Source organism: Pseudomonas gregormendelii (assembly GCF_017114825.1).
GTDB classification, from domain to species: domain Bacteria; phylum Pseudomonadota; class Gammaproteobacteria; order Pseudomonadales; family Pseudomonadaceae; genus Aquipseudomonas; species Aquipseudomonas gregormendelii.
The window spans coordinates 345,911-360,331 of the sequence record NZ_JADEVO010000001.1 but is presented as its reverse complement, the minus strand read 5'-3'; the positions used below and the strand labels follow the sequence as shown (position 1 = coordinate 360,331).

At 58.5% G+C, this 14,421-nt stretch carries 18 protein-coding genes and 1 tRNA gene; 4 read left to right on the top strand and 15 right to left on the bottom strand.

Annotated features, from left to right (window positions below):
- Positions 1-161 precede the first annotated feature (161 nt).
- Both IMW75_RS01685 and IMW75_RS01680 read left to right on the top strand, forming a co-directional pair.
- A complete protein-coding gene (locus IMW75_RS01685) occupies positions 162-374 on the top strand; it encodes a cold-shock protein (RefSeq protein ID WP_003175786.1) in 213 nt (70 codons plus the stop codon).
- A 97-nt stretch (positions 375-471) separates the two neighbouring features.
- Positions 472-960 carry an RDD family protein gene (locus tag IMW75_RS01680; RefSeq protein ID WP_045058218.1) on the top strand — a complete coding sequence of 163 codons (489 nt, stop codon included), beginning with the start codon at positions 472-474 and terminating at the stop codon, positions 958-960.
- A gap of 92 nt (positions 961-1,052) precedes the next feature.
- Here the strand turns inward: IMW75_RS01680 and nadA are convergent, their stop codons facing one another.
- Positions 1,053-2,111, bottom strand: a complete 1,059-nt coding sequence (gene nadA / locus IMW75_RS01675; RefSeq protein WP_045058219.1) for a quinolinate synthase NadA — start codon at positions 2,109-2,111, stop codon at positions 1,053-1,055.
- Between the two features lie 427 nt (positions 2,112-2,538).
- On the opposite strand from nadA, the gene IMW75_RS01670 reads away from it, so the two are divergent.
- Both IMW75_RS01670 and IMW75_RS01665 read left to right on the top strand, forming a co-directional pair.
- Positions 2,539-3,510 (top strand): phosphotransferase family protein, encoded by a 972-nt coding sequence (locus IMW75_RS01670; RefSeq protein WP_205891702.1) that lies wholly within the window; start codon positions 2,539-2,541, stop codon positions 3,508-3,510.
- Between the two features lie 19 nt (positions 3,511-3,529).
- Entirely contained in the window at positions 3,530-3,808 is a 279-nt protein-coding gene (locus IMW75_RS01665) for a hypothetical protein (RefSeq protein WP_045058220.1), read from the top strand.
- A 174-nt stretch (positions 3,809-3,982) separates the two neighbouring features.
- On the opposite strand, the gene IMW75_RS01660 is transcribed toward IMW75_RS01665, so the two are convergent.
- From IMW75_RS01660 to IMW75_RS01595, 14 genes are all read right to left on the bottom strand, one after another.
- Positions 3,983-4,058, bottom strand: a tRNA-Lys gene (locus IMW75_RS01660).
- A 63-nt stretch (positions 4,059-4,121) separates the two neighbouring features.
- Positions 4,122-4,814 carry a 7-cyano-7-deazaguanine synthase QueC gene (gene queC / locus IMW75_RS01655; protein ID WP_045058221.1) on the bottom strand — a complete coding sequence of 231 codons (693 nt, stop codon included), beginning with the start codon at positions 4,812-4,814 and terminating at the stop codon, positions 4,122-4,124.
- A gap of 1 nt (position 4,815) precedes the next feature.
- Positions 4,816-5,463, bottom strand: a complete 648-nt coding sequence (queE, locus tag IMW75_RS01650; RefSeq protein ID WP_045058222.1) for a 7-carboxy-7-deazaguanine synthase QueE — start codon at positions 5,461-5,463, stop codon at positions 4,816-4,818.
- Between the two features lie 167 nt (positions 5,464-5,630).
- Positions 5,631-6,461, bottom strand: coding sequence for a tol-pal system protein YbgF (gene ybgF, locus IMW75_RS01645; protein WP_205891701.1), 831 nt, complete (start codon positions 6,459-6,461; stop codon positions 5,631-5,633).
- A 6-nt stretch (positions 6,462-6,467) separates the two neighbouring features.
- Positions 6,468-6,968 (bottom strand): peptidoglycan-associated lipoprotein Pal, encoded by a 501-nt coding sequence (gene pal, locus IMW75_RS01640; protein ID WP_045058224.1) that lies wholly within the window; start codon positions 6,966-6,968, stop codon positions 6,468-6,470.
- A gap of 52 nt (positions 6,969-7,020) precedes the next feature.
- Entirely contained in the window at positions 7,021-8,301 is a 1,281-nt protein-coding gene (gene tolB, locus IMW75_RS01635; protein WP_209012670.1) for a Tol-Pal system beta propeller repeat protein TolB, read from the bottom strand.
- Between the two features lie 17 nt (positions 8,302-8,318).
- Positions 8,319-9,398 (bottom strand): cell envelope integrity protein TolA, encoded by a 1,080-nt coding sequence (tolA, locus tag IMW75_RS01630; RefSeq protein WP_045058226.1) that lies wholly within the window; start codon positions 9,396-9,398, stop codon positions 8,319-8,321.
- A complete protein-coding gene (gene tolR, locus IMW75_RS01625; protein ID WP_163019479.1) occupies positions 9,398-9,850 on the bottom strand; it encodes a protein TolR in 453 nt (150 codons plus the stop codon). Before tolR ends, tolA begins: the two co-directional genes overlap by 1 nt.
- A 23-nt stretch (positions 9,851-9,873) precedes the next feature.
- On the bottom strand, positions 9,874-10,569 hold the full coding sequence (gene tolQ, locus IMW75_RS01620) for a protein TolQ (RefSeq protein WP_017340467.1): 696 nt from the start codon (positions 10,567-10,569) through the stop codon (positions 9,874-9,876).
- Positions 10,559-11,026: a tol-pal system-associated acyl-CoA thioesterase gene (gene ybgC / locus IMW75_RS01615; RefSeq protein WP_045058228.1), complete on the bottom strand. Its 468-nt coding sequence runs from the start codon at positions 11,024-11,026 to the stop codon at positions 10,559-10,561. The genes tolQ and ybgC overlap by 11 nt, the downstream gene beginning before the upstream one ends.
- A gap of 126 nt (positions 11,027-11,152) precedes the next feature.
- Positions 11,153-12,214: a Holliday junction branch migration DNA helicase RuvB gene (gene ruvB / locus IMW75_RS01610; protein WP_045058229.1), complete on the bottom strand. Its 1,062-nt coding sequence runs from the start codon at positions 12,212-12,214 to the stop codon at positions 11,153-11,155.
- On the bottom strand, positions 12,215-12,829 hold the full coding sequence (ruvA, locus tag IMW75_RS01605; protein ID WP_045058230.1) for a Holliday junction branch migration protein RuvA: 615 nt from the start codon (positions 12,827-12,829) through the stop codon (positions 12,215-12,217).
- A 114-nt stretch (positions 12,830-12,943) separates the two neighbouring features.
- Positions 12,944-13,468 carry a crossover junction endodeoxyribonuclease RuvC gene (ruvC, locus tag IMW75_RS01600; RefSeq protein WP_045058231.1) on the bottom strand — a complete coding sequence of 175 codons (525 nt, stop codon included), beginning with the start codon at positions 13,466-13,468 and terminating at the stop codon, positions 12,944-12,946.
- A 164-nt stretch (positions 13,469-13,632) separates the two neighbouring features.
- Positions 13,633-14,379, bottom strand: a complete 747-nt coding sequence (locus tag IMW75_RS01595; protein ID WP_205891700.1) for a YebC/PmpR family DNA-binding transcriptional regulator — start codon at positions 14,377-14,379, stop codon at positions 13,633-13,635.
- Positions 14,380-14,421 lie beyond the last annotated feature (42 nt).

Below are 14,421 nucleotides of genomic sequence, written 5' to 3'. Positions count from 1 at the left end.
GCTGGCTGAGGCCCTGGATATGACCGATTTGAATGGCGGCGCGTTCTTCGACGCTGAGTTCGTGATAGGACATGGGGCAGCACCGTACCGGAAAGGTCAGGTGTTGCACTCAGTTTTTGCCGCCGCCCTGTCATTAATTTTTGCGTCAAAGGAAATAAGAAATGTCCCAACGTCAGAGCGGTACCGTCAAGTGGTTTAACGACGAGAAAGGTTTTGGTTTTATCACGCCAGAAAGCGGCCCGGATCTGTTCGTGCATTTCCGCGCTATTCAGGGCAACGGCTTCAAGAGCCTGAAAGAAGGCCAGAAAGTGACCTTCGTTGCTGTGCAGGGCCAAAAAGGCATGCAGGCTGACGAAGTTCAGGCCGAAGCTTAATCTTCTGTAACGAAAAAGCCCCTGATGCTGACATCAGGGGCTTTTTTGTGCGCGCAAATCCGTAAAATGAGTTCTTTTTCCCGCCGAGACCCGTGCCATGTCGAAACACCTGCTGAAGCCCCAGGGCGATTTTCCCGCCGCTGGCCTGGGTCGTCGTCTGGCAGCGATGTTCTATGACTTCCTGCTGTGCACCGCTTTGCTAATTGTCACCAGCGGGATCTACAAGATGATCCAGATGGCAATCATCGGCGAGGAGCGGATGCGCACGCTGACTGAAGCGGGAGCACTGGACGGTGATCCGCTGCTTTCTACCCTGCTGCTGTTCGTGCTGTTCGGTTTTTTTGCCAAGTTCTGGACCTGGTCGGGTCAGACCCTGGGCATGCAGGTGTGGGGCATTCGGGTGCAGAACGCCGACGGCTCATCCATCAGCCTGTGGCAGGCGTTGCTGCGCTTTGTGGTCTCCATCGCCTCGCTGCTGTGCGTGGGCCTGGGTTTCATCTGGTCGCTGTTCGACAAGCAGAAACGCAGCTGGCATGACATGTATTCCGAGACGCAGCTGGTGCGCATTCCGAAGAAACAGAGGTAAGCGCATAAAAAAGATCGCAGCCGTCGACAGCTCCTACAAGGTTTGTGAGCACCTGTAGGAGCTGCCGAAGGCTGCGATCTGTTGATCTTGCTTTAAGCGTTACCAGCCAACTTCATCCGCGCAGCCTGGGTAAAGTCGAGCATCCGCTTCAACGGCCGAATCGCCTGCGGAATCAACGCCGGATCCACAAAGATCTCATTCGTCCCTTCTTTAAGGCTCTTGAGCGTGCGCTCAAGCGTATTCATCGCCATCCACGGACAATGCGCGCAACTGCGGCACGCCGCGCCGTTACCCGCCGTAGGGGCTTCGATGAACACCTTGTCCGGGCACAACTGCTGCATCTTGTAGAAGATGCCGCGGTCGGTGGCCACGATCAGGGTCTTGTTCGGCAGGCTCTGCGCTGCAGCAATCAGCTGGCTGGTGGAGCCTACGGCGTCCGCCAGTTCGATGACCGAAGTCGGCGACTCGGGGTGCACCAGAATGGCGGCATCCGGGTACAGGGCCTTCATGTCCTCGAGCTGCTTGGACTTGAACTCTTCGTGAACGATGCAGGCACCGTCCCACAGCAGCATGTCGGCGCCGGTCTTGCGCTGGATATAGGTACCCAGGTGCTTGTCCGGCCCCCAGATGATGGTTTCGCCGTTGTCCATCAGGCTCTCGACGATTTCCAGCGCGCAGCTTGAAGTCACCACCCAGTCAGCCCGGGCTTTGACTGCCGCCGAGGTATTGGCATACACCACCACCGTGCGCTCAGGGTGCTGGTCACAGAACGCCGAGAACTCGTCCACCGGGCAACCCAGGTCCAGCGAGCAGGTCGCCTCCAGGGTCGGCATCAGGATGCGTTTTTCCGGATTGAGGATCTTCGCGGTTTCGCCCATGAACTTCACGCCGGCGACCACCACGGTCTTGGCCGAGTGAGCATTGCCAAAGCGCGCCATCTCCAGCGAGTCGGAGACGCAGCCTCCGGTCTCTTCGGCGAGCGCTTGAATGACCGGATCACAATAGAAGTGAGCAACCAGCACTGCGTCCTGAGCCTTGAGCTCGTCAGCGATGGCAGCGCGGTAATAAGCCTCTTCCTCGACCGTCAGCGGCTTGGGCTGCTTGGCGTCGAGATGGGCTTGAACCAGAAGGCGTTCGGAAATCTGCGTCATGTTCGCAAGACCTGCAGGCGCATTTGCGCGAAAGTCGAGTATACACCCGGCTCCGGACCCTTTAGAGGGTACCGCCGGGAAAGTGAGTAGTCATCAGGCACAGCATTGAAGCTGCGCAAGGCTACAGAATATCCCGACGATGCAAAAGATGAATCTGACCTGCGTCACGCGGTGCAGCTCCGAACGTGAGCCCGCTCAAATCGAAGAAAAAAATCCGCAAGTCCTCACGCTCTTGAGCCTTGCGGATTTCTCAACTGTTGAAAACAGTCCAGGGTCACTTCGATCGGGTACCGATCGACTTCCAGGGTGCTCGCTCTGAAATGCTGGATGGCGACGCGCAATGGCATAGACCCGATCTAAGATGAGCGAAAAAGGGTAGGAGCAATCATTCAATTCAACTCAATATATTTGCTGAAGCGTGGCTCAGATGGAAAAAATGAAAGACCCCAGTACAAGTATTCATCCGCTCGACCAGGATCGTGACCCGATCAGCACAGCCCTTGTTTGGAGCTTGGCCGCTAAGGTGGCGGCTCACCATGGTGGCGATCTCGCGCGAATGCAGCGAGCCAATGGGTACTCGAACGCGACGTGGGTCGGTAACGGCATCGCCGTGCGTATCGCGCATACACCCGTCGACATGGCACGCGAGGTTGCGCTCGTTCAGGCTCTTCCGCGAGAGGTCGGGCACCCGGAGATCCTTGGAGAGGGCACTACCGAGGGCCACGGCTGGATCGTGAGCGCGGAGATTCGCGGCCAGAACCTCCAGGAGGCGTGGCCGACGCTGACGCCTGCGGAGCAGGAAGCAGCGGTCCGCCAGCTTTGGGCTCGGGCCCAGATCGTGCACGACGCGAGCACGTCTCTGAGGACGCTTGTCGCATCTCACGGGGGGTTCGTACCGGCTTCGCTCGAAGCTGCCACCGCGGCGGCTAACCGCGCTAAAGTCAAGCTGGGACTGTCCAGCGCACAGCAGTCGCGGCTCCATGGAATCATCGAGGGTTACTTCCGGGCTGCACCCTTGGTTGCACAGACCGTCAACCATGGCGACCTCGCGCTGATGAATGCTTTATGGGATGGAGAGGTCGTCGCCCTGCTGGACTTTGAGTTCGCCGTGCTCGGTCCGGTCGAGATCGACCTGTGCCGATTGGTATGCGAGGCCCGCGTATCCGAAGAAGGCCATCGTATTCATTCGGAGGCAGGCAACGCTGCGGTTGAGATCGCCGTTCGACATATGGATCCGATTCATGGTCGCGCGCTTATCCATGGCGCGGCGATTCTCGACCAGCTCCGTGACCTTGACATCTGGACGGCTGCTGGGAGTGTCGAGGACTGGCGACCGTGCCGCCTGCTCGCTGACCTGCTCGACGTCGACGGCGGCTATCTCGCCCCCCTGCTCAGGTAACCGGCGCTATCACGATACGATGAACGTCATCGATTCGATCGTGGTGCGCCAAGTCAAGCACCTCAACAACATCATCGAACAGGACCATCGCGCCATCAAGCTGGTAACAAGCCGATGCTCAACTTCAAAGCGTTCCGGTCGGCCGGCTCCGTGCGGGCCGGCGTTCATGCACATGAAAAAGGGTGCGACCTTATTGGACAAGATGCCTGACGGCATACACACCATCCATCCGCGACAACAACGTGCTGGCTGCCGCCAAGCGCATCGTCGAATCCACCGAACCGCCACCTGCGAATGAGGCTGAGAGAATGCGCAGATGGATTTCGATCTCACCTTCGGCAGCTGACAGACGCTGAGGAAGTTGCCCGCCTCGTGCCGTGCCAAGCGGTGCAATGACCAAATTTCAGACAAAAAAAAACCCGGAAATCCTCACTTTCGTGGGCCTTCCGGATTTTCTAAACTGCTACAAAAATGGTGGGTCGTGTGGGATTCGAACCTACGACCAATTGGTTAAAAGCCAACTGCTCTACCAACTGAGCTAACGACCCGCTGTGTGGTGGCGCGTATAATACTGATTTTTAAGGACTATTCAACACCTAATTTGAAATAAATCAAAAATAAGGCGTTGGGTCACTTATTCCGGCCGCCGCGAAGCCTTCTGCACGCAGTCGGCAGCTGTCGCATTTGCCGCACGCCCGACCGTTATCGTCGGCCTGGTAGCAGGAAACCGTCAGGCCGTAATCGACACCCAGCTTGACGCCAGCCTGGACGATCTGCGCCTTGCTCAGGTTCTGCAGGGGCGCCTGAATGCGGAAGCCGTTACCTTCCACCCCTGCCTTGGTGGCGAGGTTGGCCATGCGCTCGAAGGATTCGATGAACTCGGGACGGCAATCCGGGTAACCGGAGTAATCGACGGCATTGACGCCAATGAAGATGTCACGCGCTCCGAGGACTTCGGCCCAGCCCAACGCGAGGGACAGGAATACGGTATTGCGCGCAGGAACGTAGGTGACCGGAATGCCTTCACCGGCCTCCTCCGGAATATCGATACTGCTGTCGGTCAATGCCGAGCCACCCATGCCGTCCAGGTTCAACCCGATGACTTTATGCTCAACCACGCCAAGATCACGGGCGACGCGTGCGGCAGCGTGCAGTTCGGCATGGGAGCGCTGGCCGTAGTCGAAGCTCATGGTGTAGCAGCTGTAGCCATCGGCTCGTGCCATGGCCACGACAGTGGCCGAGTCCAGGCCACCAGACAGGAGGATGACCGCACGTTTTTCTGCAGCGTTCAGTTGTTCAGTCATTTCAGCGCCCCGGCTCGTCATTCCATAGATATTTATGCAGCTGCAGTTGCAGGCGCACTGGCAGGTTGTCCGCCACGACCCAATCCGCCAGGTCCCGAGCATTCAGGTCATGGTGGCTGGGAGAAAACAGAACCTCACCGGCGCGGCGATCCAGACCGTACTGAATCAGCTTGGACACGGCCCAGTCGTAGTCTTCCCGGGAACAGATGACAAACTTCACCTGATCGTTGGGCGTCAGCAGCTCGATGTTTTCGTAGCGATTGCGATGCGCTTCCTTCGAACCCGGAGTTTTCAGGTCGACCACGCGACTTACCCGCGAATCGACTGCCGAGATGTCCAGAGCTCCACTGGTTTCCAGTGACACTTCGTAACCGGCATCACACAGGCGCTTGAGCAATGGGATGGCGTTGGGCTGGGCGAGGGGCTCGCCGCCGGTGACACACACATAACGCGGACGAAAGCCGGCCACTTGTTCGATGATGTCATCCAGCGGGCGAACCGTGCCGCCTGTGAAGGCGTAGGCGCTGTCGCAGTACTGGCAACGCAATGGACAACCAGTCAGGCGCACAAAAACAGTGGGCAGCCCGGCCGTCCGCGTTTCACCCTGCAACGAGTAAAATACTTCGGTGATTCTCAATGTGTCTTGCATAGTCGCCACGGGCGTAACAGCTAAACAGGCTGTCCGCCTCCGTCAGGCACTTTTAGGAACCCCGCCATCGCGCGAATCCCAAAAAGCGGTGTTTCAGAAAAAGGGCGTGAATTCTAACGAAAAAACCCGCAGCAAGTGCGGGTTTCTTCAAAACGGATCAGGCAAGCTTACATTTTCTGCAAGTCGCGCTGGGCCAACTGCGCGGCGGACGTGCCCGGATATTGGGACACGACCTGCTGCAGAATGCCTTTGACCTTGTCGGGATGACCAAGGCGGCGCTCTACATCAGCCAGCTTGTACAGCGAGTCAGGCACTTTGTTGTGCTTGGGGTACAGCTGGGACACCTTGGCAAACGCCTGACCGGCCCCTTGCAGGTCGCCTTTGGCCAGGTTCACTTCGCCCAGCCAGTATTGGGCATTGCCCGCGTACTGGCTGTTGGGGTACTTGCGCAGGAAAGCGGCAAAAGCCTGGCTGGCCTTGTCGAAATCCTTGGCTTTGATCAGGTCGAAGGCTGCATCGTAATACAGTTTTTCCTTCGCCGGGTCAGCCGGCTCGGTACCCGCGGCCGGTGCCTGAGCGGCAGCCGCTCCAGCACCTGCTGCTGCACCGGGGGCGTTCAAATCGCCACCGGTGGAAGAATTCTCAGGAGTTGCGGCTGGTGCAACGCCGGTTCCAATGCGCCGATCAAGATCCTGGTATCGCTCCAGGCTTTCCTGCTTCATGCGCGCTACATCATTTTGCAGAACTTCGATGATGCCTTGTTGGCGCGAGATCTGCTCCTGCATGGATTGCAGTTGGTTGAACAGCTCGCCCTGTGCCGAGACAGGGGTCGAAACCCCTCCCCCGGCATAGGCGCCGTTCGTACCGTAACCCGCGGGCGGATAACTACTTCCACTATTGCCGGAGTTGTTGTTATCGACCACAGGAACCGCAGCCCACACCGCAAGCGGTGCGAGGCTGAGAGCCAGAATAGTTACAGCACGACGGCACGTTCGCATGACGAATTACTTACGCAGTTCGACGCGACGGTTTTGAGCCCAGGACTGCTCGTCGTTGCCGGTAGCAACTGGACGCTCTTCGCCGTAGGAAACCAGTTCCAGCTGAGCTGGGGAAACGCCTTGCAGTACCAGGTAGCGCTGAACGGCTTTCGCACGACGCTCGCCCAGTGCCATGTTGTACTCACGAGTACCACGTTCGTCGGTGTTACCTTCCAGAACAACGCGAGCGCCGTTAGCTTTCAGGTCCTTGGCGTGAACGTCCAGAGCGCGCATGGCTTCTGGCTTCAGGTCCGAACTGTCGTATTCGAAGTAGAAAGTGGTGATCGCGCGCAGAGCAGCTTCTTCGCTCAGGGAGCCGTCAACTGCACCAGTGTTAGCGCCGTAACCAGCGTTTGGATCAACAGCAGCGCCTTCACCGGCATTGTCGCCGCCTTTGGACGAGCAACCTACAGCTACAGCCATGGCCAGAGCCAGCGCAGCAAATTTACCAAACTTCAGCATTTCCATCGTGAAACTCCTAATGAACCCCAGTGTGTTAAGTAAAACGTAAAGCGCCGCGTCAGTTCAGGTAAGGGGACCAGGAAGGTTCTCTGACTTCGCCTTGTGCGGTAGGAAGCGGGAGCCTTACGCGTCCATTAATGGACACGAGCATCAAGACTCCCCGGCCCTGCTGGCGGGTGGCGTAGATTACCATGGTGCCGTTGGGCGCAACAGTAGGCGACTCGTCCAGAGTGCTATCAGTGAGGATCTTTACACTACCGCGTTGCAAATCCTGGGCCGCCACCTTGAAATTGGTGAAGCCTTCCTGGCGATGAATCATGACCAGGGTCTTTTCGTCAGCCGACAGCTTAGGGTTGGCGTTGTAGTTACCGATGAAGGTCACACGCTCTGCACCACCGCCGCCTGCGCTGGTTTTGTAGATCTGCGGCTTGCCGCCACGGTCGGAGGTGAAGTAGATGGTCGAACCATCTTTACCCCAGAACGGTTCGGTGTTGATGCCGGGACCATTGGTGACGCGGGTGATCTGGCGCGAGCCCAGGTTCATCACATAGATGTCCGGGTTGCCGTCCTTGGACAGCACGAACGCCAGGCGATTGCCGTCCGGCGACCAGGCTGGTGCACCATTGAGGCCTTCGAAGTTGGTGATTTGCTCACGGCGACCGGTGTCGATGTTCTGCATGAAGATGCGCGGACGCTTCTGCTCGAACGAGACATAAGCGATGCGCTTGCCATCCGGTGCGAAACGCGGCGACAGGATCGGCTCGCGCGATTGCAGCAGGGTAACGGCACGCGCACCGTCGTAGTCCGAACGTTGCAGGGTGTAGCGAGTGTTTTTCTCGGAGAAGCGCTCGGCAGTCACGTAGAGCAGGCGAGTCGAGAAAGCACCTTTGATACCGGTGAGTTTTTCAAACGACTGGTCAGCAATGTAGTGCGACATGTCACGCAACTGGTCAACGCTGCCCGACACGCTGCCGGTCAGCACTTGCTGCTCGGTGGCGACGTTGAACAAGGCGTATTGCACCTGCAGGCGACCGCCCGCCGGAGCGATGCTGCCGACCATGACGTACTGGGCACCCAGCGCCTTGAAGTCACGGTAGATGATTTCGCTGGCCTGGCTTGGCTGGCTGATCATGTTCTGTTTCGGGATCGGCGAGTAGTAACCCGAGTTGCGCAGGTCGTTACCGATGATCTCGGCCATATCGTCCGGCAGCACGCTGCCGCCCTGGTTGGCGAACGGAACGACGGCAATCGGGGTAGCCCGATCGCTGCCGCTGGTTACCAGAATGTTTTTCTCATCGGCTACCGCCATCCCTGCCAGGCAGCAGATGGCGACAAGCATTCCTCGAAGAAGGTTTCTCACAAGGCTAGATCCTCAGGTGTGAATGTCATCTTGAATGAACGATACGGAGCAAAATCGCTCGGCTTCATTCCCTGCATTTCTGTCAAACGTCCAATATTCTTGACCGCCGCCACTGCCGAAGCATCGAACGGACCATCTCCGCTTGATCTGCCGACGGTAACCGAGGTCACTGTTCCATCCGGCAACATGCCGATTTGCAGCACGACCGTCATGCCTTTGCGTGCCGAAGGGGGACGAGCCCAGCCTTCTGCTGCACGTGCACGAATCAGGTCATCGAAACTGCCAGCGACTTCGTCACCCTGCTCGTCCGCCAAGGCCTGCTGACGTTGCGGCGTGTCGGAAAGCAGATCTGCCAAGGCCTGAGCCTTTTTGTCTTCGGCGGATTTACGTGCCGCTTCCTGCGATTTCTTCTTCGCAGCATCGGCAGCAGCTTTCTTCTTCGCGTCTTCGGCGACTTTCTTTTTCGCCTCTTCAGCGTCAGATTTCTTCTTGGCGTCTTCTGCGGCTTTCTTCTTCGCGTCTTCGACGATCTTTTTCTTGGCTTCTTCAGCGGCCGCTTTCTTGGCCTCTTCTTCAGCTGCCTTCTTGGCTTCTTCTTCAGATTTCTTCTTGGCTATATCAGCCAATTGTTTCTCTTCTGCCTTTTTGGCCTCGGCGGTCTTTTTGGCTTCGTCGGCTTTCTTGGCTTCATCAGCCTTTTTCGCCTCTTCCGCTTTCTTGGTCTCGTCGGCCTTCTTGGATTCTTCGGCTTTTTGAGCCGTATCTTCCTTCTTTTGTTCCGCAGCCTTGATGGCTTCCTGCTCGATCTTCTTCTGCTCCATCTGCTCGACTTCGGTCTGGCGCGCGGCGGATTTCTTCGCCTCACCCGCAATCTTCTGATTGGTCTGGGTGGTCGCCTGACTTTTCGATTTCAGCTGGTACAGGGTCGCCTGGACGATCGGCCTGGCCGGCGGCAGCTCCGGGGTCATGGCAAAACTGACAAACAACATGCCGAACACCAGCACGTGCAAGCCAATCGCCCAGACGCTAGGCCAGAAGTAGCTTTCCGAGGCTGTCGGCTCTCGTTGTTGCCGCATCAGGGCGCCTCGGTAATCAAGCCAACATTACCGACCCCGGCTTTCTGGAGACCGCCCATGGCACCCATGACCGATCCATAATCGACGGTCTTGTCGCCTCGAATGAAGACCTGGGTCTGCTTGCCGCCTTCGGTGCCGGCGCGAATGATCTTGGTCACCGCGTCGGTCATCTGCGGCAAGGTCATGGCCTTGTCCTGCTGTTTCTGGGTATCGACTTCGCTGCCAAGGTTCCAGTAGTAGGTCTTGTCAGCCTTGATCGAAATGGTCAGGACCTGAGTATTGTTGTCCTGCGGCAAGGCTTCGCTGGAAACCTTGGGCAGATCAACTTTCACGCCCTGATTAAGCATCGGCGCGGTCACCATGAAAATGACCAGCAGCACCAGCATCACGTCGATGTAGGGCACTACGTTCATCTCGGCGACCGGCTTGCGCTTTTTGCGAGCTCGAGCGATTAAAGCCATTGGAAATTACCTGCTTATTCTTCGCTGGTGTGCACTTTGCGGTGCAGGATCGCCTGGAATTCATCGGCGAAGGTGTAGTAGCGGCTGATCAGCGTTTCGCTGCGGGCAGCAAACCGGTTGTAGGCGATGACAGCTGGAATCGCGGCGAACAGGCCGATCGCGGTGGCGATCAGGGCTTCGGCGATACCCGGAGCCACGGTGGCCAGGGTTGCCTGCTGCGCAGTGGCCAGGCCACGGAAGGAGTTCATGATGCCCCAGACCGTACCGAACAGGCCGATATACGGGCTCACGGAACCTACTGTCGCGAGGAACGGCAGGCTCTGCTCGAGCTTTTCTTCTTCGCGGGAAATAGCGACGCGCATGGCCCGGGCCACACCTTCCATGACCGCTTCAGGATCAACCCCTGGCTGCTGGCGCAGACGGGAGAACTCCTTGAAGCCGGCGCGGAAGATCTGCTCGACGCCCGAATCCGGATCAGGGTTGCTGCCGGCCTGACGATAGAGTTTGGACAGGTCGATACCCGACCAGAAGCGCTCCTCGAAGCTCTCCAGGGCCCGTCGACCGGCGCGCAGCAAATTGCTGCGCTGAAAGATCATGATCCATGAGGTGACCGATGCGGCTACCAGGATCAGCATTACCAGTTGCACCACGATACTGGCATTGCTGACCAGGCTCCACATGGAGGAATGGTCGACGACGTTAGCTTCCACGCTTTATCTCCTGCTTTGAGTGTGTACCCGCGCCGCTCACGTCGGCAAAGGCCGCACGTAGAGCTTCGGGAATGGCCCGGGGTTTTAAACTTTCAGTGCGCACACAGGCCACCAGAAACTGCCCTTCGCAGAGCAGCACATTATCCGTTGCCCGCCTGACCTGCTGCTTGAAACGCAGGCTGGCACGGTTCAATTCGCTTACTTCAGCGCTTACCAGCAGTTCGTCATCCAGTCGCGCCGGCGCGTGGTAACGCGCTTCGCTGGAATGCACGACGAATAACAGGTCCTCCCCTGCCAGCTGGGATTGGGCAAAGCCCAGCTCCCGGAGCCGCTCGGTTCGAGCCCGTTCCATAAACTTGAGGTAATTAACGTAATACACGATGCCACCCGCATCGGTGTCTTCGTAATAAACGCGACAACGATGTGCGAAAGGCCCAAGCCCGTTTTGCGCGCGCATACTCTAGTGCTTACTCCTCAGGTTGCCAATCCGGCCAGGCAACTGTTTTTCATTGTTCTGCGGCTTTATCGCGAAAGCACGGTCCTCAGACAGCACAAACCCCGAATTGATCAGCCCGCAACGTGATTAATCGTCAACTGCATCGAGGGATTCGTCTACCACGGGCATCTCACCCAATCGTGACGGGATGTTTAAACCGAAGTGCAGGTACGCATGCCGGGTCACCACCCGCCCCCGGGGGGTGCGCATGATGTAGCCCTGCTGGATCAGGTACGGCTCCAGCACATCCTCGATGGTATGCCGCTCTTCGCTGATGGCTGCGGCCAGGCTGTCGACACCCACCGGGCCACCGTCGAACTTCTCGATCATGGTCAGCAGCAGGCGCCGGTCCTGATGGTCGAAGCCGCGCTCGTCGACATCCAGCAGGTTCAAGGCCAGGTCGGCGATCGGCTTGGTGATGTGCCCCTTGGCGCGAACTTCGGCGAAATCCCGCACCCGCCGCAACAGGCGGTTGGCGATACGCGGTGTACCCCGGGCACGGCGGGCGATTTCGAAGGCACCTTCCGGGTCGAGCGGCAGGCCAAGGATGTTCGCCGAACGACCGACAATCGTTGCCAGGTCCGCCGTGTTGTAGAACTCCAGGCGCTGCACGATACCGAAGCGATCCCGCAACGGATTGGTCAGCATGCCGGCTCGCGTGGTGGCGCCCACCAGGGTAAATGGCGGCAGGTCGAGCTTGATCGAGCGCGCGGCCGGGCCCTCGCCAATCATGATGTCCAGCTGGAAATCTTCCATGGCGGGGTACAGCACTTCTTCGACAATCGGCGACAGCCGATGGATTTCGTCGATGAACAGCACATCGTGAGGCTCAAGATTGGTCAACAGTGCGGCCAGGTCGCCCGGACGCTCGAGCACGGGGCCCGACGTGCTCTTGATCGAGACCCCCATTTCCTGGGCGATGATGTTGGCCAGGGTGGTTTTACCCAGACCCGGAGGACCAAAAATCAACGTGTGGTCCAGGGACTCGTTGCGTCCGCGTGCGGCCTGGATGAACAGTTCCATCTGCTCGCGGACGGTCGGCTGGCCGATGTATTCGGCCAGGCTGACCGGACGGATAGCCCGGTCCTGGACCTCTTCACGGTCCCGTGGGCCGGGTGCAGCTGTAATCAGACGATCCGCTTCAATCACTTAGATCATTCCCTTCAGGGCACGACGTATCAGGTCTTCACTGCTCAAACCTTTCTCCTTTATCGCGGAAATCGCCTTGCTGGCCTCCTGGGGCTTATAGCCCAGGGAAATCAGCGCGCTCACCGCGTCAGTTTCGGCACTGGCCACCGCAGCCACATCCGGGCCACCGGGCTGGTTCGGTACCAGGGCAAACATCGCCGGCACCGTTTCCCAAGCCTTGAAGCGATCCTTGAGCTCAACCAGCAGGCGCTCGGCAGTCTTCTTGCCCACGCCCGGCACCTTGGTCAACGCCGAGGTGTCCTGGGACTGTACGCAGCGCACCAGTTCGTCGACTTCCAGGCTCGACATCAAGGCCAGCGCCAGTTTTGGCCCCACACCATTGAGACGGATCAACTCACGAAAAAAGTCTCGCTCGCGCTTGCTGGCAAAGCCATAGAGTAACTGCGCGTCTTCACGTACGACCAAATGGGTGTGCAGCGTCAGCGGTTCGCCGACCGACGGCAGGCGATACAACGTGGTCATGGGTACTTCCAGCTCATACCCCAGTCCATTTACATCCAGAATCAGGTGCGGCGGCTGTTTTTCAGCCAATGTGCCGCGCAAGCGTCCAATCACGTTTCAGATCCTTGAGCGTTGGCCAGTACAGGGCTGGCGACTGACAGGCCAAGGGCTTCACGCCGACAACACAGGCGCAGGACCCCTGGTCCTGGAAAAGATGTGCTGATGCTATCAGAGACGCAGGCGCCCGCCACGACTGCGTGCCGTTCCCAGACCATGGGGCAGCAGGCTGGAGCGGGTGTGAGCATGGCAAATCGCAATGGCCAGGGCATCCGAAGCATCGATTTGCGGCTTGCTGGTCAGTTTGAGCATGTGCATCACCATCATCTGCACCTGCTCCTTGTTTGCCGCGCCGGTACCGGTGACGGCCTGCTTGACCTGAGTCGCGGTGTATTCGGCAATTTCCAGGTTTTCCTCGGCACCGGCAACGATCGCTGCACCGCGGGCCTGACCCAGTTTCAAGGCCGAGTCGGCGTTACGTGCCATGAACACCTTTTCGATGCCCATGGTGATCGGGCCGTACGTCTGGATGACTTCGCGCACGCCGCGATAGACGATTTGCAGGCGCTCGTGCAATTCACCGGAGCCGGTGCGAATGCAGCCCGAGGCCACGTAGACACAGCCGCGCCCGGTATCAGATACCACGCCATACCCGGTAATGCGCGAACCGGGGTCGATACCAAGAATTAGAGTCATAACGCCTGCGCAAGGAGATCGCGGTACCTCAGGATATCCCCGCGGGAGCTGCCGAAGGCTGCGATCTTTTGATTTTGGATCTTAAAGTCAAAAGATCGCAGCCTTCGGCAGCTCCTACAGGTTTAGCGTAGGCCTTGCAAAGACAGCGATCTTTTATATGGACATCAACCCAGCTGTGCGGCAACCGATTCCGGGATGTCCGCGTTGGAATAGACGTTCTGCACGTCATCCAGGTCTTCGAGCATGTCGAGCAGCTTGAGCACCTTCTCGGCACCCTCAAGGTCCAGCTCGGCACTGGTGGTTGGCAACATCACGATTTCTGCGTCATCACCTTTGAAACCGGCCGCTTCCAGCGCGTTACGTACGGAGTAGAACCCTGCGAACGAGGTGAATACGTCAATGGAACCGTCTTCGTTGGTGACCACGTCATCAGCGTCGGCTTCCATCGCCGCTTCGATCAACGCTTCTTCATCGACGCCCGGCGCGAAGGAAATCTGGCCCTTGCGCTCGAACAGGTAGGCCACCGAGCCATCGGTGCCCAGGTTGCCCCCGCACTTGCTGAACGCATGGCGAACTGCGGCGGCGGTGCGATTGCGGTTGTCGGTCATGCACTCGACCATCACTGCCACGCCACCTGGGCCATAACCTTCGTAGGTCAGTTCAACCATGTCGTCGGTATCGGCAGCACCCGCGCCGCGCGCTACGGCGCGATCGATGATGTCGCGACTCATGTTCGCACCCAGGGCCTTGTCCAGCGCCAGGCGCAAGCGCGGGTTGGAACCCGGGTCAGCGCCGCCCTGGCGGGCAGCAACCGTCAGCTCGCGGATCCACTTGGTGAAGATCTTGCCTTTCTTGGCATCCTGACGTTCTTTGCGGTGCTTGATGTTCGCCCACTTGGAATGACCCGCCATAACTCGCTCCGAATTCACTTTGAAACGTTGCCCGCCACGCGA